The 22,114-nt window shown below is 28.8% G+C and carries 17 protein-coding genes and 1 riboswitch; of the genes, 8 read left to right on the top strand and 9 right to left on the bottom strand.

Annotated features, from left to right (window positions below):
* Window positions 1-107: 107 nt before the first annotated feature.
* The gene (locus AC2A4K_RS02055) at window positions 108-1,457 is read right to left on the bottom strand and encodes a TldD/PmbA family protein (protein WP_322504634.1); all 1,350 of its coding nucleotides are present in this window, start codon (window positions 1,455-1,457) and stop codon (window positions 108-110) included.
* A gap of 15 nt (window positions 1,458-1,472) precedes the next feature.
* Window positions 1,473-2,858, bottom strand: coding sequence for a TldD/PmbA family protein (locus AC2A4K_RS02050; RefSeq protein ID WP_322504635.1), 1,386 nt, complete (start codon window positions 2,856-2,858; stop codon window positions 1,473-1,475).
* Window positions 2,859-3,130: 272 nt separating this feature from the next.
* Between AC2A4K_RS02050 and AC2A4K_RS02045 the strand changes: the two genes are divergently transcribed.
* The 4 genes from AC2A4K_RS02045 (at window position 3,131) to AC2A4K_RS02030 (ending at window position 6,982) form a co-directional block, all read left to right on the top strand.
* Window positions 3,131-4,420, top strand: a complete 1,290-nt coding sequence (locus tag AC2A4K_RS02045) for a DUF389 domain-containing protein (RefSeq protein WP_322504636.1) — start codon at window positions 3,131-3,133, stop codon at window positions 4,418-4,420.
* A 182-nt stretch (window positions 4,421-4,602) separates the two neighbouring features.
* Window positions 4,603-5,397: a MerR family transcriptional regulator gene (locus AC2A4K_RS02040; protein ID WP_322504637.1), complete on the top strand. Its 795-nt coding sequence runs from the start codon at window positions 4,603-4,605 to the stop codon at window positions 5,395-5,397.
* Window positions 5,398-6,267, top strand: a complete 870-nt coding sequence (locus tag AC2A4K_RS02035; RefSeq protein ID WP_322504638.1) for an ABC transporter ATP-binding protein — start codon at window positions 5,398-5,400, stop codon at window positions 6,265-6,267.
* Window positions 6,260-6,982 (top strand): ABC transporter permease, encoded by a 723-nt coding sequence (locus AC2A4K_RS02030; protein WP_322504639.1) that lies wholly within the window; start codon window positions 6,260-6,262, stop codon window positions 6,980-6,982. The genes AC2A4K_RS02035 and AC2A4K_RS02030 overlap by 8 nt, the downstream gene beginning before the upstream one ends.
* Before the next feature lie 167 nt (window positions 6,983-7,149).
* On the opposite strand, the gene AC2A4K_RS02025 is transcribed toward AC2A4K_RS02030, so the two are convergent.
* The 4 genes from AC2A4K_RS02025 to AC2A4K_RS02010 form a co-directional block, all read right to left on the bottom strand.
* On the bottom strand, window positions 7,150-8,532 hold the full coding sequence (locus AC2A4K_RS02025) for an APC family permease (RefSeq protein WP_322504640.1): 1,383 nt from the start codon (window positions 8,530-8,532) through the stop codon (window positions 7,150-7,152).
* 238 nt (window positions 8,533-8,770) lie between these two features.
* A complete protein-coding gene (locus AC2A4K_RS02020) occupies window positions 8,771-9,712 on the bottom strand; it encodes a DMT family transporter (protein WP_322504641.1) in 942 nt (313 codons plus the stop codon).
* Window positions 9,713-10,124: 412 nt separating this feature from the next.
* Entirely contained in the window at window positions 10,125-10,697 is a 573-nt protein-coding gene (locus AC2A4K_RS02015) for a xanthine phosphoribosyltransferase (RefSeq protein ID WP_322504642.1), read from the bottom strand.
* 267 nt (window positions 10,698-10,964) lie between these two features.
* A riboswitch (purine riboswitch) is annotated at window positions 10,965-11,066 on the bottom strand.
* A gap of 154 nt (window positions 11,067-11,220) precedes the next feature.
* Window positions 11,221-12,018, bottom strand: coding sequence for a TIGR00266 family protein (locus tag AC2A4K_RS02010; protein ID WP_322504643.1), 798 nt, complete (start codon window positions 12,016-12,018; stop codon window positions 11,221-11,223).
* Window positions 12,019-12,587: 569 nt separating this feature from the next.
* On the opposite strand from AC2A4K_RS02010, the gene AC2A4K_RS02005 reads away from it, so the two are divergent.
* Window positions 12,588-15,248 (top strand): calcium-translocating P-type ATPase, PMCA-type, encoded by a 2,661-nt coding sequence (locus AC2A4K_RS02005; protein WP_322504644.1) that lies wholly within the window; start codon window positions 12,588-12,590, stop codon window positions 15,246-15,248.
* A gap of 98 nt (window positions 15,249-15,346) precedes the next feature.
* Complete coding sequence (locus AC2A4K_RS02000; RefSeq protein ID WP_322504645.1) at window positions 15,347-15,976, top strand: DedA family protein; 630 nt, start codon at window positions 15,347-15,349, stop codon at window positions 15,974-15,976.
* 230 nt (window positions 15,977-16,206) lie between these two features.
* Here the strand turns inward: AC2A4K_RS02000 and AC2A4K_RS01995 are convergent, their stop codons facing one another.
* The gene (locus AC2A4K_RS01995; RefSeq protein ID WP_322504646.1) at window positions 16,207-16,884 is read right to left on the bottom strand and encodes a DUF975 family protein; all 678 of its coding nucleotides are present in this window, start codon (window positions 16,882-16,884) and stop codon (window positions 16,207-16,209) included.
* A gap of 212 nt (window positions 16,885-17,096) precedes the next feature.
* The gene (locus tag AC2A4K_RS01990; RefSeq protein ID WP_322504647.1) at window positions 17,097-17,750 is read right to left on the bottom strand and encodes a DUF975 family protein; all 654 of its coding nucleotides are present in this window, start codon (window positions 17,748-17,750) and stop codon (window positions 17,097-17,099) included.
* A 194-nt stretch (window positions 17,751-17,944) separates the two neighbouring features.
* On the opposite strand from AC2A4K_RS01990, the gene AC2A4K_RS01985 reads away from it, so the two are divergent.
* Window positions 17,945-18,322, top strand: coding sequence for a ribosomal maturation YjgA family protein (locus AC2A4K_RS01985; protein ID WP_322504648.1), 378 nt, complete (start codon window positions 17,945-17,947; stop codon window positions 18,320-18,322).
* 129 nt (window positions 18,323-18,451) lie between these two features.
* Here AC2A4K_RS01985 and AC2A4K_RS01980 read toward each other — a convergent pair whose 3' ends face one another.
* Entirely contained in the window at window positions 18,452-20,551 is a 2,100-nt protein-coding gene (locus AC2A4K_RS01980; protein ID WP_322504649.1) for a sodium-translocating pyrophosphatase, read from the bottom strand.
* A 472-nt stretch (window positions 20,552-21,023) separates the two neighbouring features.
* On the opposite strand from AC2A4K_RS01980, the gene AC2A4K_RS01975 reads away from it, so the two are divergent.
* Window positions 21,024-21,995, top strand: a complete 972-nt coding sequence (locus AC2A4K_RS01975) for a fructosamine kinase family protein (protein WP_322504650.1) — start codon at window positions 21,024-21,026, stop codon at window positions 21,993-21,995.
* The last annotated feature ends 119 nt before the right edge of the window (window positions 21,996-22,114 follow it).

The raw sequence follows: 22,114 nt of genomic DNA, 5'->3' as shown, positions 1-22,114 counted from the left end.
TAGGCTCTGTTCTAAGTAAATGTTGATTTTTAGCTATATCTTCAGACCTAAGAATCAACACTACTTTTAAAATAAAGCCTTTACTTAAATTAAGAACTAAAATAACACTATTCACCAGCTACAGATATTTCTTTGATCACAAGGCTCGGACTACCATAGCCTGATGTTACACCACTTTCTCTTAAATCATTTCCAACTTCCTCAATATCTTTTAATAAAGTAAAGAAGTTTCCTGCTATTGTTATTTGTTTTATAGCATTAGATAAAACTCCATTTTCTATCTTTATTCCTTGTGCTGCCAATGAAAAATCTCCAGTTACTGCATTAGCTCCTGAATGAAGGCCCTCTAAATCTATTATATATATTCCATCTCCCACAAATTTTAAAAGTTCATTGAAAGATTTATCTCCTTCTTTTATATAAAAATTCGTTGGACTAGCTTTAACAGTTGCCTTAAATCCTGCTTTAAATCCATTACCTGTTGGTTCAACTTTAGCCTTGTTTGCTGTTTTTAAACTGTGTAAAAATCCTTTAAACACACCATTTTCAATTATATTTTTAAGTTTTGTTGGTACTCCCTCATCATCAAAAGAACAGGTTGAGATTCCTCCCTTTAAGAAAGGATCATCAACAATAGTAACCTTGTCAGAAGCAATTTTTTCTCCTATTTTATCTTTCAAAAGTGTCTTATTTTCTTGAGCTATATCTCCTAAGAAGTTATCCTGCATAGTTCTAACCAAAGCTGCCATAACCTCTCCATCTATAATAACTTTATATTTGCCAGATTTAATAGAAGTTGCACCTTTTTTTCTTAAAGTTTTCTTTATTCCATCATCTATTAATTTATTTATATTTACATCACTTAATTTAGTTGAAACACTTGAAGCGCCATCAACAATCATATTCTCTCCATCCTTAGCTATTGGATAAACAGATGCCTGAACAATTGTACCTTCTTCTCTTAAATCTATTCCTTCTGAATTTACGATTATTCTTTCCACCTTAGAAGTATTGAAGCTTGTGTATTCACTTTTTATTATTTCTGAATTCCTTTTTGATGGCTCAACATTCAATTTAATCGCATTTTCTATCTGCTCTGTTGGAGTCATTTTAGTAATACTTTCATCATACGAATTGACTTCAGTGTATTCTAATCCTCCTTCAAAAATAAATTCTTCATCATTACTTTCAACTAATTCAGCACACTCTTTTGCTTTAAACACTAACATTTCAATTGATTCTTCATCTAATTTTTCAGTATAGGAATATCCCATTTTCCCATTATAAATCCCTCTAAACGAAACTCCTATAGTAGTACTTAATCCATATCTTTCAACTTCTCCCTCAGCTGAACTTATGCTAAGAGAATCACTTTTACCATAATATAATTCATATTTTTCAAAACCAACTTCTTTTGCCTTGCTAAACAATTTTTCTTTAAACTCTTTAAATTCCATAACACTCAACCCCTCCTATCTTCCACCAACTGTGATTTCTTTAACTCTTAGTAATGGCTGTCCTACATTAGTTGGAACTGATCCACTTAAGGATCCACAAACACCTTGCCCATGGTCTAAATTTTTTCCAACCATATCTATATCCATTAATATTTTAGCACCGTTACCTATTAAGCTAGCACCTCTTACGGCTCTATCAATAACACCATTTTTAACTAGATATCCTTCAAGAACATTGAAATTAAAATCACCAGTTATAGGGTTTACTGATCCTCCACCCATCTGTTTTGCATACAATCCATTTTCTATAGATTTTATAATTTCCTCATTATCATCTTCTCCATTTGCTATGAATGTATTTGTCATCCTTGAAGTAGGAGCATATTTATAAGACTCTCTTCTTCCACTTCCTGTAGAAGGCATACCCATTCTTCTGCTATTAAATTTATCAATCATATATGACTTAAGTATTCCATTCTCTATTAGAATTTTTCTTTGAGTTGGATTACCCTCATCATCTATATTTAATGAACCCCATGCATTAGCTATTGTTCCATCATCAATTGCAGTAACCTTTGATGAAGCAATTTGAGAACCAAGTTTATTACAGAAAACAGAATTTCCTTTAGCCACTGAAGTAGCCTCAAGTGAATGTCCACAAGCTTCGTGGAATATAACTCCTCCAAATCCACTTTCAATAGCAACAGTCATTTTTCCTGCTGGACAATAATCTGCATGAAGCATTGTAACAGCAGTTCTAGCAGCCTCATTTCCTACATTTCCTAAATCTATTGTATCGAAAAATTCAAATCCCATAGATGCTCCAGGAGCTCTCATTCCTGACTGATTATCCACTCCATTTGAAGCTATTGCATTAACAGATATCCTTGATCTTATTCTTCTATCTTCAGTGAATAATCCCTCACTATTAGCTATTAAAACTTTTTGATCCTCATCTACCATTGAAACTGTAGCCTGAGCTATCTCTTCACTATAACCTTTTGCTCCATTATAAGCTTCTTTCATCTTTTCAATTTTCTTAGTTGCACTTATGGATGAAGGCACATATAAAACAGGATGAATATTAGTATTTATTCTCTCAACTAAATTTAAATTAACTGTATGTCCATCTCTAACATCACCTAAAGCTAATGCAGCCCTATTAGCAGTATTAATTAGGCTTGTAATAGAATCATCATTTGTATATGCATATATACACTTCAATCCTTTAAAAATTCTTATTCCAATACCATAGTCTTTTCCAGAAATAATATCTTTAACAGACCCCGATGTCAAAACAATCTTATTATTTAACTTTTCTTCAACAAAAACTTCTGCAAAGTCTCCTCCTGTACTAAGTGCTACAGAAAGAACTTTTTTAATCTTTTCTTTACTTAACATAGAATCACTCCCCAACTTAATATAAATAATTATATTTTCTACAATCCTACTTAATTCTAAATATTTAATTCTATTGTAATTGCATAAGTAATATTTTCCTATAACTAAAATAAATATTATTATTATAAAAAATTTACTATTCATTAGATTTTTTATTTTGCATTAAAAATCATGTTATTTTAAGAGAATATTTCAAAAGTGACATATTATTCTAATTAACTTAAAATATAGATTATTGAACTTATTAAAATTATATGAAAAGAGGAATTACTGTGAAGATTACTAAAGACAGCTTTTTTAATGACTTTAAAAAAGACCAAGCTACATATGATGAAATTCACGACAATATATTAGACGGTGTTAATATACATGGTGCTAATTTTATCATCTTAATGTGTGCCATAATAATAGCTTCTGTTGGATTAAATATGAATGCTACAGCTGTAATTATAGGTGCAATGCTTATTTCCCCACTTATGGGCCCAATCATAGCCATAGGATACTCTGTAGGAATCTATAATTTAAAACTTTTAAAAAAATCTATTGTTATTTTAGTTATAGAAATACTTATAAGTGTTACTACTGCCACAATTTATTTTTACTTAAGTCCTATATCTAGTGCTGGAAGTGAAATTTTATCAAGAACATCTCCAAATATTTGGGATGTAATAATAGCCTTTGCCGGTGGAATTGCAGGTATAATAGGTATGACTCGTAAAAAATCTGGAAATATACTGCCTGGAGTTGCTATAGCTACGGCTCTAATGCCTCCACTTTGTACTAGTGGATATGGATTAGCTACTAAAAATATTCATATATTCTTAGGCGCAGGATATTTATTTTTTATAAACTCATTTTTTATAGCACTTTCAACTCTATTGGTTGTAAAATTTATGAGAATACCAACTAGAAACACGCTCTCTGAGATTAAACAAAAAAAATTAAAGAAAATAATAATAGTTTCTACAATTTTAGTTACTATACCAAGTTTAATTTCAGCAGCAACAATGGTTAATAGTTTTATGAATAATACTAATCTTAGTAACTTTATTCAAAAGGAACTTCCCTCTGAGTACATACTTAGTAAAGAAATAAACACTAAAACTAAAACAATAGAATTAGTTACAATAGGTAATACCCTAGATAATACCGAAGAAGCTGAGCTTCAAGAGAAATTAAAATATTATAATTTTAATGGGTATAAGCTTATAATTCAACAATCAACTGATAATTTTCCTGAATTAAAAATGTATTTAAATAAGATAAAAGAACAGGATTCAGGATTTATAGGTGACTTAGAAATAAATAAAGGAAAAAATAATTCTAATAATACTAACAGTGTTACAGCCAATTTAAATTCAGTTACTTCATCTTTGCCTAGCAAATTCAATGATATAATTAAAGTTTATAGCGGAGTTTTAGATAATGAATTGCCTGTATTTATTATAAATTACTCTGAGGATAGTATTGATAAAGATGCTATTAATGCATACATATTATCCAATCCTAATTTAAAAAATGCTAAAATTTACTTTGAAAAAGTAACTCCTGATAAAGAATAGCAGAAATACTTTTAAAATATAACACTTAAATAATAAGAAGAGCTATTTAAAAATCGTTTATATAGCTCTTCTTATTATTTTTTAAATTTATTGTCAAAAAGTTTTTTGTAATTTTTTCTAATTTATGCTTGTTTATGACGTAAGGTAATATGTTAGCATAAGATTAAAAGGGGGCAATAAATATGAAAAATTCTGATTTTTTTACTGTTGGTGAATTGGCAAAAGAAATGGATGTTACTGTTAGAACACTTCAGTATTATGATAAAGAAGGTCTATTGAAACCTTCAGCTAAAAGTGAAGGTGGAAGAAGACTTTATTCAAAAAAAGATATGGTTAAACTCCACCAAATACTTTCTTTAAAATATTTAGGCTTTTCTCTAGATGAAATTAAAGACAAATTATTTTCTTTAGATGATCCATTTGAAGTTTCTGAAATATTAGCTAAACAAGCTGATATCTTAAGGAAACAAATTAATCAACTAAAAGTAGCTCTTGATACTACAGAATCTCTTCACAAAGAAGTTTTAAAAATCAAAACTGTTAATTTTTCAAAATATGCTGATATAGTTACTATTCTAAAACAGCAAAATGAAAATTACTGGTTAATAAAGCTTTTTGATGACAAACTATCTTCTCATATACGTGAAAAATTTAATGCTAATCCTAGTGATGGCATAAAAATCTTTAATAAATACTCCGAACTACTCGATAAAACTTTAGAACTGAAAAATCAAGATAAATCACCTAGTAGTAAAGCAAGTCTTTCTCTAGCTGAAGAATGGTGGAATATGATAAGTGATTTTACTGGTGGTGATATGAGTCTCCTTCCTAATCTTATGGAATTTAATAATAATAAAGAAAATTGGAATGAAGAACTGGCAATAAAACAAAGTATTATTGATAGTTTCTTAGATGAATCATTAAACTACTATTTTCAATCGAAAAATATAAATATCTTAGGAATGGAGGATAATTAAATGAGTACTGCATTAAAAGTATCTAACCTTTACAAAAACTATGGTAATAATCAAGTCTTAAAAGGAATATCTTTTGAAGTTTCTAAAGGAGAGATATTCGCACTTCTTGGAACAAATGGAGCTGGTAAAACAACTACTTTAGAATGCATAGAAGGATTGAAAATTTATAATAGTGGAGAAATCTCTCTTTACGGTAAAATGGGTGTTCAACTTCAATCATCATCTCTTCCTGAAAATATAAGAATTTTAGAAGCATTAAGCTTATTTTCTAAGTGGAATAACTCTACAGTTGATAATAACCTTATAGAAAAATTAAATTTAACTCCTCTTTTAAAGAAACAATACAAAGAATTATCAATTGGACAGAAACGACGACTTCATTTAGCATTATCACTAATTGGAAATCCAGATATTATCTTTCTTGATGAACCTACAGCTGGATTAGATGTTGAAGGAAGATTTGCCTTACATGATGAAATAAAAAACTTGAAATCTAAAAGTAAAACTATAATAATCACAAGTCATGATATGGCTGAAATAGCCTCTCTTTGTGATAGATTGGCAATATTAAAAGATGGAAAAATTGTATTTATGGGTACCCCTCATGAACTTACTTCTACAACCTCAAAACTTTATAAAATAAAACTAAAGCTTTCCTCTCAATTACTACTAGAAAATAATTCTAAGATTTTATTTAAATCTATTGATCAAGGATATTATACCTTTGAAATTAATAAGATTGATGAAGAACTTCTAGAATTATTAACTTGTGCTAAAAGTCAAAATATAGAGGTATATGATGTAAAAATAGAACAAACAACCTTAGAGGAATGTTTTATAAATATAGCAAGAGGTGAAATTAATGAATAAATTTTTATATGGTATCACGCTCCAATGGAAACTAGATTTAAGAAATAGAGGCATATTATTAACTTATTATGTTGTTCCTATTGTTTTTTTCTTCTTTATGGGTGGAATTTTCACTTCAATTGATCCTGAATCTTATAAAACATTAATTCCTTCTATGACAATATTTGCTGTAACCATGGGATCAATTATAGGTTATCCTAGCCCTTTAGTAGACTTTTTCAATAGTGATATAAAGAAATCTTATATTGTTAGTAAAATCCCTATTTGGACTCCTATAATGAATAATTTCTTATCAGCTTTTATACACCTTTTTATTGTTTCACTTATTATCTTATTTATTTCATCTATTGCTTTTAGTGCAAATCTTCCAAGTAATATTCCAGTGTACTTTTTTACTCTCTCACTATTTATTATTTCCTCATTAAGTCTAGGAACTCTACTTGGAATTTTCATAAAAAGCACATCAAAATTAACAATGATATCTCAATTTATCTTTCTTCCTTCCATAATGCTTTCAGGTATAATGTTTCCTACTAATATGCTGCCATCCTTTTTGAAAAATGTCGGCAATCTCTTTCCTGCTACCTGGGCATTTGAAACAATGAGTTTAACAGATAATTTAGAGTTACTTAAAATACTTCCACTAATAATAATAATTCTAATTTCTTTATTGATAACTATATTTAAAATAAGAGCTAATAAAAAAGTTCAATAATTCAAGCTATGACTTAGCATTATAAATTGGTATTTATCAAAAATCACTTTTAAAATATATTAATTAAAAGCTAAATATAAAGTCATTCTTTTTACAAAGTAAAAAACTGTATCAAAACTCTAATCAATTATAAAAAAATTAGTAAGTATTTTGATACAGTTTTCTATTTAATTAATATTGTTTGATTTAACTAAAGAATGTTTTCTTCCATAAATTAAATAACTTATAATCAATAAAAATAAAACAACTATGAATATTTGCCATGTACTCTTTGATAAATTAGTCATTAAAAATAAACAACTAATAGCTCCCAATATTGGTATAAAAGGTACTAATGGTGTTTTGAATCCTCTTTTTACGTTTGGATATTTCTTTCTAAAGGTTATTAAAGATATACAAACTAAAGTATATGTTAATAAGAAAGCTATATTGGCGAAGTCTGCTAATTGTCCTAGGTTAAAAAATCCTGCTAAAAATGCACCTATTATACCAACTGTCCATAAAGCAGTATAAGGAACCTCTTTTTTATCAACTTTACTAAAGAATTTTGGTAATAATCCATCTCTACTCATAGCTAAAAGTATATGTGATGTTGTGAAATTTCCTGCAAATATTACAGCAAGAATCCCTATAACAGTTCCTAAGGATACTATAAAAGCAATTCCATTTTCTCCTGCTAATTTCAAAGCATAAGATAATGCATCCCCAACATTTAAATTAGTATATGATGTTATTCCTGTTAAAACTAATGACACTGCTATATATATAACTGTACATATTAATAAAGAAGTTATAAGCCCTAAAGGTAAAGATTTTTCAGGATTCTTTACATCTTCAGCTGCTGATGCTGTAGCATCAAATCCACAATAAGCAAAAAATAATGATGCAGTTCCTGTAACTACTCCCTTAACTCCAAAAGGTGCAAATGGATGCCAATTACTAAGGTCTACGTGGAATGCTCCCACTCCAATAAATAAAGCTATAACAGCAATCTTTATAAATACCATAAAATCATTTACCTTTTTACTTTCCTTAGTTCCTAATGATATTACAAAAACTATAAATAAAATTGATATCATTGCTGGTAAATTTACTATTCCACCTTCACTAGGAATTGCTGTAATCGATTTTGGTAATTTTATTCCTAAGGTATTTAGAATACTTAAAAGATATGCTCCCCATCCCGATGCAACTGTAGCCGTAGATAAAGTATATCCTATAACAATACATAATCCCGATATGTAAGCAATAATTTCTCCCAAAGAAACATAAGTGAATGAATAAGATCCTCCTGCACTAGGTATGCTAGAGCTAAATTCTGCATAGCATAAAACTATTATGGCAGCAGCTATTCCCCCTCCTATAAATGCTATTGATGTAGCTGGCCCAGATTGCTTTGCAGCAACAATCCCTGTTAAAACCATGACTCCTGTACCAATTACAGATCCAACACTCATTAAAGTTAAATCTAAGGTGCTAAGAGTTCTTTCTTTATTTTCATTTGCTTCGCTAAGTATTTTTTTTAAACTTTGCTTTCTAAAAATCTCCATAGATTAATCACCCTTTTAAATTATTAATTTTAAATGATATTACTTATTGTGAAACTCTAATATTTTTAATAAGTTTATTAAATTATTTCCTACACGATATATGTTAACACTTTATTCATTATTATCAAACAATTTTAATTACCTAAAAAAAGGTTGTATCCAAATCAGATACAACCTAATTAATAATTTATAATATTCATTTTAAGTCAGGGATTTTTAAAATTTATATTATAACTTATCAGCTTATTACTTTAGACTTTTTAAATTTAAATCTTAGTATATTATTCAGTCTTTCTCTATCTAAATTTAACTCTAATATTATTGCAGCTATTATTATTAATATAGCACCTAATATTTGTTTATTATTTAAAACTTCTCCAAATATAAAGAAAGCAAATATACTTGATAATACTGGCTCCATAGAAGCTAATATACTGGTAACACTAGCCTCTATATATTCTGTTGATTTTATATAAAAGGTATTAGAAATAAATGTACTTAAAATACCTATAGATAATATATTTAATATGACTATACCTATGTTAGGCGAATTTGCAATTATACTAACTGACTCCTTGAAATCTGTAAATAAACCTATAAATATACTTGCAAATATATAGCCATAAACGAGCATTGTATCTTTTTTGTAGGAACTAAAAAACTTAGGAAATATTATCTGAAAAGCAAACAAGAATCCTGTACCTAATCCAGCAGATAATCCTATTACACTCATATTAGAATGTCCTAAAGACATATTTGATACCATTATGCATCCTACTAAAGTTAATACTATAACAAAACCTTTTTTCAGATTAAATTTTTCATTAAAGAATAATACTCCGAATATTGTTACCCATATTGAGTTTGTAAACATCAATACAGTCGCCACTGATATAGGTATATACTCCACTGATAAATTGTATCCAATAAAACATAATGCAAAGGTTCCTATACCATATAAAGCTGAAACACATAATCCTTTAATATCTATTTTTAATACTTCTCTGTTTGTCACCATTACCCAAATGAAAAAACAAATAGCTGACAAAAAACTTCTACTAAAGGCTATAAACATTGTTTCTAGTCCAGATTCATATAAAGTTCTACTACTTATACCCATTATGCCCCAAAAAAATGTTGCTATTAAGACTAAACTTATTCCTTTCTTCTTACTATTCATAATAATTCCTCTTTTTCTAAGTTTTCAGCACAATTTATATTATATACTTATTAACAAATTTTAAAAGTTCCAAAAATGACATTTTAACATTATTAACTTTCATTTTCTGCACTATTATATTAATTTAGTTGCTATTTCTTATAATTCCTCTAATTAGCTTATATACTAATTTATGCTGCATTTAAAAACTTATTCAAATTTTAAAAGTTGTCAGTTTAAAAATATTTTTGAATAATTCATTTCAAAACTATGCAAAAATGAATTTCTAAAAGCAAAAATGGGAGTAATAATACTACTCTCATTTTTAATTTGATACGTCAAAAAGGTGCAAGTTTTTACTTGCACCTTAAAATAATATAATATTTATATCCTTAAACTCTTACTAAATGAATTCTCATTTAATACATTATAATTATTTAAAAGAAACCTTATTGTCCTCTAATTTTTCTATGATAGCAAGAGATTCAACTCTTACACCTAAGTCTTCTAAAACTTTTCTTCCTTCTTGGAATCCTTTTTCTATAACTATACCTATTCCAACTAATTCTGCACCAGCTTGCTCAACTAAATCTATCATTCCTTTAGTTGCGCATCCTTGAGCTAAAAAGTCATCAATAATTAAAACTCTTTCACCTTTATTTAAGAATTGTTTTCCAACTCTAACTTTATAATCTTTTTTCTTAGTGAATGAGTGTACATTTGATTCATAAACATCTTTGTCTAAGTTTAAACTTTCAGTTTTTTTAGCAAAAACTACAGGCACATAATCAAAATATTGAGATGTTATACCTGCAATAGCTATTCCTGATGCTTCTATTGTAAGTATTTTATCTATTTTTTCGTCTTTAAATCTTTTTTTAAATTCCTTACCAACTTCATTAAGAAATCTTATATCCATTTGGTGATTTAAGAAACAATCTACCTTTAGAATATTTCCATCTCTAACTTTTCCTTCTCTTAATATCTTTTCTTTTAATGCTTCCATCTTTCTTTTCCCCCTGTTATAAAAATTATTTCATCCTGATAAGTAACTCACTTAATAATTACTCTTAAAATTCTTACTTAACCTTAAAAAAGTTCCATATAGCCGATACTTTTCTACTAGAAAACAATTCCTATAAGCTTGTTTAAAAATTTAAAGCAATGAATTCAATTAAAATTGGCTGAATTAACTTCGATTTAAATACTATTAAAAAACAAAAATTCCTAAGCCTTAAAAGCCTAGGAATATATAATAATCTCACAAAAATATAGAAATCACCTATATATTCGTAGTTAGGATGTTTACGGCCTCCTAGTAGAAACACTCAACCCATATTGTCGAGCATATACGATATACTTATATAATTACATATTAAGTTATTAAGTAGTATTATAACTACTTATTCTCACGATGTAAAGTTTTATCGTTAAATTATTTTTAACATCGCTTAAAAAGTTTTAATAGCTTTATATTCATAAATTAAACTTCATCTTAAAAGCATCTTAATACTGTAGAAATTTAATATTTAGTCTTGAAATAATTTACCAAACTCTCCTAATACACTACCTTCCCCTACGTCACGAGAACCTGGAACTTGAGGAGCTGATGCAATAACTTTAGATGCAAGTCTACTAAATGGTAAACTTTGAATCCAAACTTCACCTGGTCCTACTAAACTTGCAAAGAAAATCCCTTCGCCACCAAAAACAGCATTTTTGATTCCTTTTACATATTCAATATCATAATTTACATCTCTTGTCATAGCAACTAAACATCCAGTATCAACCTTCAATTTTTGTCCTGGTAAAAGTTGTTTTCTAACAATAGTACCACCTGCATGAATAAATGCCATTCCATCCCCTTCAAGTTTTTGAAGTATAAACCCTTCTCCTCCGAAGAAGCCTGTTCCTAATTTCTTTCTAAAATCTATTCCTATACTTACACCTTTAGCAGCACATAAAAAAGCATCTTTTTGACATATAAGTTTTCCATTATATCTTCTTAAGTCTACAGGAATTATTTTCCCAGGATACGGGGATGCAAAAGCTACTTTTTCTTTTCCTACTCCAACGTTAGTAAATGCAGTCATAAACAAACTTTCACCCGTTAATACCCTCTTAGCCGCACCACCTAATTTACCAAAAAATCCGCTTGATCCTTTATTACTTCCATCTCCAAAAATAGTTTCCATTTCTATACTATTATCCATCATCATCATTGCTCCAGCTTCAGCAACAACAGTCTCTCTTGGATCTAATTCAATTTCAACAAACTGCATATCATCTCCATAAAGCTTAAAATCAATTTCATGTGAATTCATCATTTACTTCGTCCTCCTATAGACATCTTCCTCGTATTTCAGTCTAATTTTATTTTTCATATTATCATAAATTATATAATTGTCAAAAAAATTATATTCTAACCCTTCAAAAAAATAATATATTTTTTATATTTAGTTAATAAAAAACATCATTTTTCACTTATATAAAAAAATAATATTTTTTACTCACATTTATTTAAATATATTCATAATATTTAGTAAGTATTTTTGTTGGACTTAACAGAAAAAATTTATATTTAGAAAAAAGTTATTGACAGACAACTCAAAGAGATATAATATGATATTAAATCTAATATTTAGTATCTATTGTGTTAAGAGGGAGTAGTTACAAGTTATAATATCAACATCGCGGTTAACGAAAAGTTACCTGGTATTATACACCAATTTTGGTTACAAGACTTTTAATATAATCTAAGGGATTTAAGGTATTTTATATACTTTTCCTTAGATTATATTAGGAGTCTTATTTTTTTTAGACTTCTATACATAGATATTATTTGTTAGTAATTATCCCTAAACAATAATTTTTAAATAAGGAAGGAGATAATAATATGAAAAAAGTCTATTCAAAGTCTAAAGAAGAACTTTTTAAAGATCTTGGCGTAAACAAGGACGGTTTAAATGACGCTCAAGTTCAAAGCATGCGAGAAAAATATGGTAAAAACGAATTAGTTGAAGGTAAGAAAAAATCTACTTTCCAAGTATTTCTTGATCAATTTAAGGACATGCTTATAATAATTCTTCTATGTGCTGCTGCTATCTCAATGTTCCTAGGAGATATTGAAAGTGCCGCTGTTATCATATTCGTGTTAATAGTAAACGCTACTCTTGGAACAGTTCAACATGTTAAAGCTGAACAATCTTTAAGTAGTTTAAAAGCTTTATCATCACCATCTACTAAGGTTCTTAGAAATGGTGAAAGAATCGAAATAGATTCTAAAGACGTTGTTGTTGGAGATATTATCTTCCTTGAAGCTGGAGATTATGTTCCAGCTGATGGTAGAATTCTTGAAAACTATAGTTTACAAGTTAACGAAAGTTCATTAACAGGTGAATCTGAAAGTATTGTTAAAATGTCTGAAATAATAAGAGGTGAAGACATTCCTATTGGTGATAGAAAAAATATGGTCTTCTCTGGAAGCTTAGTAACTTATGGTAGAGCTACTGTATTAGCTACTGCTGTTGGTATGGATACTGAAATAGGTAAAATAGCTCAATTATTAAATGATACTAAAGAAAAGAAAACTCCTCTACAAATCAACTTAGATAACTTCGGTAAGAAACTTGCAATGGGAATACTTGTTATCTGTGCTATTGTATTCGCACTTAGCATGTACAGAGGTGAAGCTCTTATAGATGCCTTCATGTTTGCTGTTGCTTTAGCAGTTGCTGCTATCCCAGAAGCTTTAAGTTCTATAGTAACAATAGTTCTTTCTTTAGGAACTCAAAAAATGGCTAAAGAACATGCTATTATAAGAAAACTTCAAGCTGTTGAAGGATTGGGTAGTGTATCTATTATATGTTCAGATAAAACTGGTACATTAACTCAAAATAAAATGACTGTTAAAAAAATCTTTGTTGATGGCGAAATTGTAGATTCAAATGAATTAAATTTAAAAAATAAAATAGATAATGATTTACTTCTTATGAGTTTACTTTGTAATGATGCAATTACCGATGGTGAAAAAGAGCTTGGTGATCCTACAGAGGTTGCTCTTGTAAACTTAGGTGACTTATATGGAATGGATGAGCTTGTTCAAAGAGATAAATTTAAGAGACTTGGAGAAATTCCATTTGATTCAGATAGAAAACTTATGAGTGTTGTTTATAACATTCATGGTGAAAATATTATAGCTACTAAAGGTGCTGTTGATGTACTTCTTAAGAGAGCTACTAAAATTGAAACTTCAAAAGGAATTAGACCTATCACTAAAGAAGATATAGCTAAGATAGAAGAAGTTAACCAAAACTTCTCAAAAACTGGTCTTAGAGTATTATCTTTTGCTTATAGAAATATTGAAAGTAGAACTGATATAAAACTTGATGATGAAAATGACTTAACATTTATAGGTCTTATTTCAATGATGGATCCACCTAGAGAAGAATCTGCTGAGGCTGTTAGGGCTTGTATATCCGCTGGAATTAAGCCTGTAATGATAACTGGTGACCATAAAATAACTGCTTCTGCTATAGCTAGACAAATAGGCATATTAACTGACGGAAGTGAAGCTATTGACGGTTCTGCTTTAGATAAAGTTAGTGATGAAGAACTTAAGAACATGGTAGAACACATTTCAGTATATGCTAGGGTTTCACCTGAGCATAAAATAAGAATAGTTAGAGCATGGCAAGAAAAAGGTAATGTTGTTGCTATGACTGGTGATGGTGTTAATGACGCACCTGCTTTAAAACAAGCTGATATCGGTGTTGCCATGGGTATTACAGGTTCAGAAGTTGCAAAGGATGCTGCTTCAATGGTCTTAACTGATGATAACTTTGCTACAATAGTAAAAGCTATTGAAAATGGTAGAAATATTTATTCAAATATTAAGAATGCGATTAAATTCTTATTATCTGGTAATACTGCTGGTATATTATCAGTATTATATGCTTCCTTATTAGCATTACCTGTACCATTTGCAGCTGTACACTTACTATTCATAAACCTTTTAACTGATAGTTTACCTGCAATCGCTTTAGGTCTTGAACCTCATAAAAAAGATGTTATGAAAGAAAAACCTAGAAAAGCTAATGCTTCTATTTTAACAAAAGACTTTGTTACTGATGTTTTATTTGAAGGCATAATTATAACTATTGTTACTATGACAGCTTTCCATATTGGATTAAAACAAGGTGGAGCTGCATTAGCAAGTACAATGGCATTTGCTACTTTATGTTTATCAAGACTTGTTCATGGATTTAATAGTAAGTCTAAGAAACATGTTTTATCAAAAGAATTATTCTCTAATAAATATTTATGGGCTGCTTTTGGTATAGGATTCGTACTATTAAACTTAGTTCTTTTAGTACCTGCATTTGAAGGATTATTCCAAGTTGCTCCACTTACACTTAACAACTTATTAACTATATATGGCTTATCTCTATGTACATTCATAGTTATTCAAGCTGTTAAATTTATAAGAGAAAAACTTAATAAAAATAAAACAAATACTGCTTCTGAAGAATCAAACACTGAAGACAAAGCAGCTTAATAATTATATTTTTTCTGTAGACCATGTTAATGGTATATTAGCATGGTCTATATTTATATAATACTAATACCAATTAAGAATATACAGGAGGATTTTGCATGGAATTTTTAGGATCTCTATTAACATTTTTAATTGATATAGTTGGTTCTTTTGGATACCTTGGAATCTTATTAATAGTAGGATTGGAATATGCTTGTTTTCCACTTCCAAGTGAAGTTGTTTTAACCTTTTTCGGACTTAGTGCATCTCAAGGAGAATTTTCTCTTATAGGAGTCATAATATTCAGTATTATAGGAGGTTTACTAGGTTCACTAATATGCTATGCCATTGGTTATTACGGAGGTGTTCCCCTTCAAGAATGGATAGGTCATAAATTTCCAAGTAGTCAAAAAAGCATGGTATCACTAAATAAATGGTTTAAAAAATATGGAAAGCCTGCAGTACTACTAGCTAGAATTGTTCCGCTTACTCGTACATATGTATCTTTATTAGCTGGCGCTGAAAAGTTCAGTTTAAAGCATTTTATTTTATACTCTTCTTTAGGTATAAGTATTTGGAATATTTTCTTAGTATGCTTAGGATACTTTATAGGAGATAATTTACCTCTTATAAATTCAATTATGGAAAAATACACTTTCATAACACTAGCAATATTAGCTATTGTTATCATTAGTGTTATATACCTTAAATTCTTTAAAAAGAAGAAATCTACTTCTAAACAAAATTAAATATTAAAGGGTTGTATCAAAAACAACTTAAAATAAAGCTTATAAACCTATTCCGAGAATTGATAGTTTTTCTCTTCATAATATTTATAAGGTTTATTGTTTAAGTTTTGATACAACCCATTTTTTTGAATTGACTCTGTTTTAAACATTCACATAAAACAGAGTCTTTAAATTAAATATATTATAAAAAGTACTATACACCTCTTTTTTACTAACTTATGAAAACTTTTTTATTCAATAGCTATGTTAGCATTTCTTATTCCTTTATAAAAAATATATACTGTAAGCATTATATATGGCTGTAGCCAAAAAGCACCTATTCCCAAAGTTAGTAATGCTAAAATCCCCCATCCAACAAAACTTAAAATCATAATAACGTATTTTAACTTATAATCTTTAGTTACTTCCCAACTCATATTTATTGCCTCTATAACTCCTATTTCATCATCTTCTGTTAATATAATTGGTATTGTGAATATACAGGCTTCTATAAAAAGCCCTAAAGTAAGCAATATTACAAAAAATATAAACATTAAAAATACACTTTCACTAATAAAAGATGCAGTTGTAAAAATCATAGTTAATACAAGCAATCCTATGCCTAAAACCACTCCAATTAAAATATTACATAAAAAAATCTTAATTGCAGCTTTAAAACTCACAAAACAATCTAAGTATTTTACTTTCTCATCTGTTTCAGTTAACTTAATACAATACTTAATGAATGCTCCATTCAAAAAGGAAGATACTACTGCAACTATAATCCACCCAAATATAGGTATTGGAGATAAGAAAAAACTTACTAGCATTGATGAAATAGTAACTACTAAACATGCACCTGCTGCATTTCCCCATCTTCCCCTTAATAATTCTTTAGCTTTTAATTTACATTCTACTCTATCCGTCAATAGATAGCGCCCCCTATAAATTGATTAATCAGATAAATCTAATTACTTCTATATACTATTCATATCAACTAATAATTAATACAAAAAATAAAAGGTTATACTTAGAACCTACTTACAAAACCAAAACATTTATTTTTAGTTAAGTACGGCTCTATATACAACCTTTTATTTTTGATTATATCTTATAGTCCAAAAATATCAATAATTTAAAATTATTGATATTCTCCTACCATATGCTTGTAAAATAAATATGTTGATAGAGTCATGTATGGTGTTAACCATAACCATCCTATCCCTAAAGTTATACAGGCTAATATAATCCACCCTATGAAGCTTAATAAAAATACAAAGTATTTCCACTTAAATCCTCTTGAAATATATATTGCCTTTCTTATTCCATCTATTATTCCTATCTCTTCATTTTCTATAAAGATAAATGGTAGTGTAAAGAATGTTAATGTATAATATATAGAAATTATAAACTCAATTATCACTCCAATTATAGCAATTATTGAACTTTTAGAAACTCCACCTATTGCAAAAATTATGATTGGAATTATTACAACAATTAACCCTACTATAAATTGTGCCACTGCAGCTTTAATTAATACTGATCCACTAACAAAACAATCATTATATTTAACCTTTTCATCTGTTTTAGTAAGCATAATACAATATTTATTAAATGATAGATTTAAATAATATCCTAAGATTGCTCCTAATATCCACCCTAATATAGGTATAATGTATAATATTACACTAGCTAAAGTTGCCAATACTAAGAATATAAATACTGCACCTACGGCATTTCCCCATCTTCCATTTAAAAGCTCTTTGGCTCTAATTTTACTTTCAGCTCTTTCCATAGAAAGACCTCCTTTATCTTGTTTTGTAATAATTACAATATTACATGCAATATATTACCTATATGTTAATATATTATATATTTTATCTATTATTTGTTAATATATAAATATTATTCTAAAGTCTGTTATAATTTACTCAACAATATTTTTTATTATAAATATATTGATTTTTATTGAAGAAAGGTATTAAATTTATGAGATTAAAATATTTTATTTTAACAATTTTGACCATGCTTTTAGGCCTATTATCTAGAAAATTCATGGCATACCTACCTGATTTAATAGCACCTTATTTAGGTGATATACTTTGGGCAACTATGGTTTACTTTGGTTTTAGATTCTTATTTCCCAAAACCAAAACTAAAATTTGTTTTCTTATTGCTATTATTTTCTCCTTTGGAATAGAAATTAGTCAACTATATCAAGCTCAGTGGATTAATAATCTAAGGGCTACAACATTAGGTGCCTTAATTCTTGGACACGGCTTTCTTTGGAGCGATTTAATATGTTATACCATAGGTGTTTTTATTGGCTGTTTTATAGATAACATTGCTCTAATAAAATCTCAATAAAAAAAGCCCTAAGGAGTAGCAAAAAACCTTAGGGCAAAATAGAGGTATCTACAATAGCAACCAAAATTTATAATGAATAGTTTAAAGCGGCAGACTTTAAACTATTATTATCTTATATTCACTTCTTAATTAAAGTATTCCTATTGCAAGTATTAATGATGCAAATACAATAGAAATCATAGACATTAATTTTATTAATATATCAATAGATGGTCCTGTAGTATCTTTAAATGGATCTCCTACAGTATCTCCTACAACCGCGGCTTTATGGCAGTCTGAGCCTTTTCCGCCTAATACTCCACTTTCAATATACTTCTTAGCATTATCCCAAGCTCCTCCTGAATTAGCCATCATTATAGCTAGTACAAATCCAGTTACAGTTGAGCCTGCTAAAAGCCCTGCCACTCCATTAGGTCCTAATAATAATCCAGTAATTATAGGAGTTAAAATAGCTACCAAAGCTATTGGTATTAATTCTCTTTGAGATGATTTTGTACATATATCAACACATTTTTCAAAATCAGCTTCTTCCTTTCCTTCCATAAGTCCTTTAATTTCTTTAAACTGCCTTCTAACCTCAACAACTATCTCAGAAGCTGCTCTTCCAACAGCATCCATAGTTAGTGCTGAGAATACAAAGGTAACCATTCCACCTAAAAATAGTCCTATTAAAACCTGTGGATTTATTATAGAAAGATTAAATGTAAAATCTAATCCTTGTGATTTAACTATATTTTCTACAGAATCTTTGTATGCTGCTATGAAAGCTAATGCTGTTAAAGCAGCTGAGCCTATAGCAAAGCCTTTTCCTGTAGCCGCTGTAGTATTTCCTAATGCATCTAAAGCATCTGTTCTCTTTCTAACCTCTGGGTCCTGTTCAGTCATTTCTGCTATCCCACCAGCATTGTCTGCCACTGGTCCATAAGCATCTGTAGCTAAGGTTATTCCCAATGTAGAAAGCATACCTACGGCTGAAATAGCTATTCCATAAAGACCTAAGCTAAAATCTTTTGATCCACCAGAAACTAAGAAACTAATAACTATAGAGATTGAAATTATTATTACAGGAAACGCTGTTGAAATCATTCCTAATGATAATCCACCTATTATAGTTGTGGCTGAACCTGTCTTAGTCATATCAGCCAATTTTCTAGTAGGTTTATAATTATCACTTGTATAATACTCAGTAAAGTACCCAATTAAAATTCCAGCAATTAATCCAGATAAAATACTAAAATAAATTCCTAAATTATTTTCTCCAAGTATTAATTTAACTATGAAGAAAGCTGAAATAGCAACTAGTATTGCTGCTATATATGTTCCTCTTCTCAAAGCTCCAAGAAGTGATTTTTGACTTGCATCCTCTTTTGCTTTAACAAAGAAAGTTCCAATTATACATGCAATTGCTCCCACTGATGCAATAGTTAAAGGAAGCACTACTCCCTCTAATCCTAAACCTGCTGACACTGCTAAGGCACAGGCTGAAACTAATGAACCTACATAGGATTCATAAAGGTCTGCTCCAAGACCAGCTACATCTCCAACATTGTCTCCAACGTTATCTGCTATAACAGCTGGGTTTCTATGATCATCCTCTGGAATACCAGCCTCAACCTTTCCAACTAAGTCAGCTCCTACGTCAGCAGCCTTTGTAAATATTCCTCCACCTACTCTAGCAAAAAGAGCCATAGATGAAGCTCCCATACCAAAGGTAAGCATAGCAGATGTTATTTGACCAACCTTTTCAACCTCAGGTAATGCAGCATAATACCAATCTAAAATATAATACCAAACACCTAAATGAAGAAGAGCTAAGCCAACAACTACTAGACCCATTATGGCCCCACTAGAGAAAGCTATTTTAAGAGCTCCATTTAAGCTTTTTTTAGCCGCCGTAGTTGTTCTTGAATTTGCATTGGTTGCAGTCTTCATTCCAAGATAACCACTTAAACCAGAGAATAATCCACCAGTCACAAAAGCAAAAGGAACAAACATTGATAAGTAACCCATAAAACTTAAAATCATTAAAAGTGCAAACATTCCTAAAAAGAATAATGAAACTCCTTTATACTGTCTTATTAAGAAAGCATTTGATCCTCTTTTGATTTTTTCTGCGACAGCTCTTATATCACTATCACCTTCATCACATTTCATTATTTTTCTTCCTAAGTAAGCAGCAAATAGAAGTGCTATGATTGAACATATTGGCACTAAAAGCATAAGGTCCATTTTCATCTCCCCCTATTTAATTAATCTTTTAAAATAAGCCTATTAAAAGTTAATAAAGACTTAAACATAAATATCAATAGAAATAATTCTTATCTAAACCAAATCTATAGCTATATATGATTAATTTAATCGACCTTAACAAACGTTTACATAATACTTGTGAAATTAAATAATTTGCTAATCTTACTTACAAATTTAATATACTTTAATTATAAACTAATTTGGTAAAATTTGTAATAAAGAAAAACTATTCTTTTTTTAATTTAACTATGGTTCTCTCTGCTTATCTAATACATACTAAATTTTATTAAGTTTTAATTTTGACTCTATTCTTAATGTATTTATTTACTTTCTAAAATATTACAACTTAATATGAATTAACTACTATATAATTTAATTCTTCTTACCAGTAAAATTTAATAGTAAAAGTTATTCTCTATAACTAAATTTTCAATATTGAGAGGGATTATAAATGAACAAAGATTCAAAACTTTTTAAGGAACTAAATAATTCTGAGTTAAGTATATTAATTGATAACTACTTCGGAATTAATACTAAATTCCAAGCAGATTTAATAACAGGAGGACTATTTAACACTACCTACTGTATTAAATTGTTAAATACTAATGAAAAGTTTATACTTAGAGTCGGTCCAGTAAACACAGATTTACTTCTTCCATTTGAAGTAAATTTAATGAAAGGTGAAGAATATGTTTACTCTCTTTGTGAAGCCAATAATATACCTAGTTCAAAAATTTTAAAATGTGATGTAAGTAAAAAATTGATACCTAGAGATTACATGATTATAGAATATATAGATAGTAAACCCTTTTCTGAATTAAAACTTGATAAAGAAACTGAAAGCTTTTTATACAATGAAACTGGTAAATATATTAGTAAATTACATCAAATAACTTCAAAAAAATTTGGAAGAGTTTATGATGTTTTTAATAATAATGGCTTTGATTCTTGGAGCGAATTCATATTTGATGAGTTCCAAAAGGTAAAAAGTAAACTTAAAGAATTTAATATTTTCACTGAGAAAGAACTAAACTCTTTTGAAGTTATTATAAAGGAAAACTTTAATTTATTAGACGAAATTAAAACACCACACCTTGTTCACTGTGATCTCTGGACAGGCAATATATTGATTGAATCTTATAATTCTAAACCTAAGGTAGCAGCAATTATAGATATAGATAGAGCTTTATTTGGAGATGCAGACTTTGACTTCGCAAATCCTTGGATTATAAATGAAGACTTTTTAAATGGTTATGGTATGACTTCAGATGATTCTCCTAATAAAACAACTAGGAAGAATATTTATAGATTAATGTATCATTTGATAGATGCTTATGTGTGGAAAATAGAATATAATAATCCTATTGCCTCTGAAAATGAGAAGCTTAATGCTATTAAATTGCTAAATGATATTGTTAAATAAAAATATTTGATATGAAAAGGTAGAGAGACTAAATATAGTACTCTCTACTTTTATTTAACTAAGATTTTTGGCACATCTATTAGTAATAACATATTAAAAGTATATAATAGAAACAAATA

Source organism: Clostridium sp. LIBA-8841 (assembly GCF_057782475.1).
Note: the sequence above shows the minus strand (reverse complement) of the source record. Positions and strands in the feature narration are given on the sequence as shown.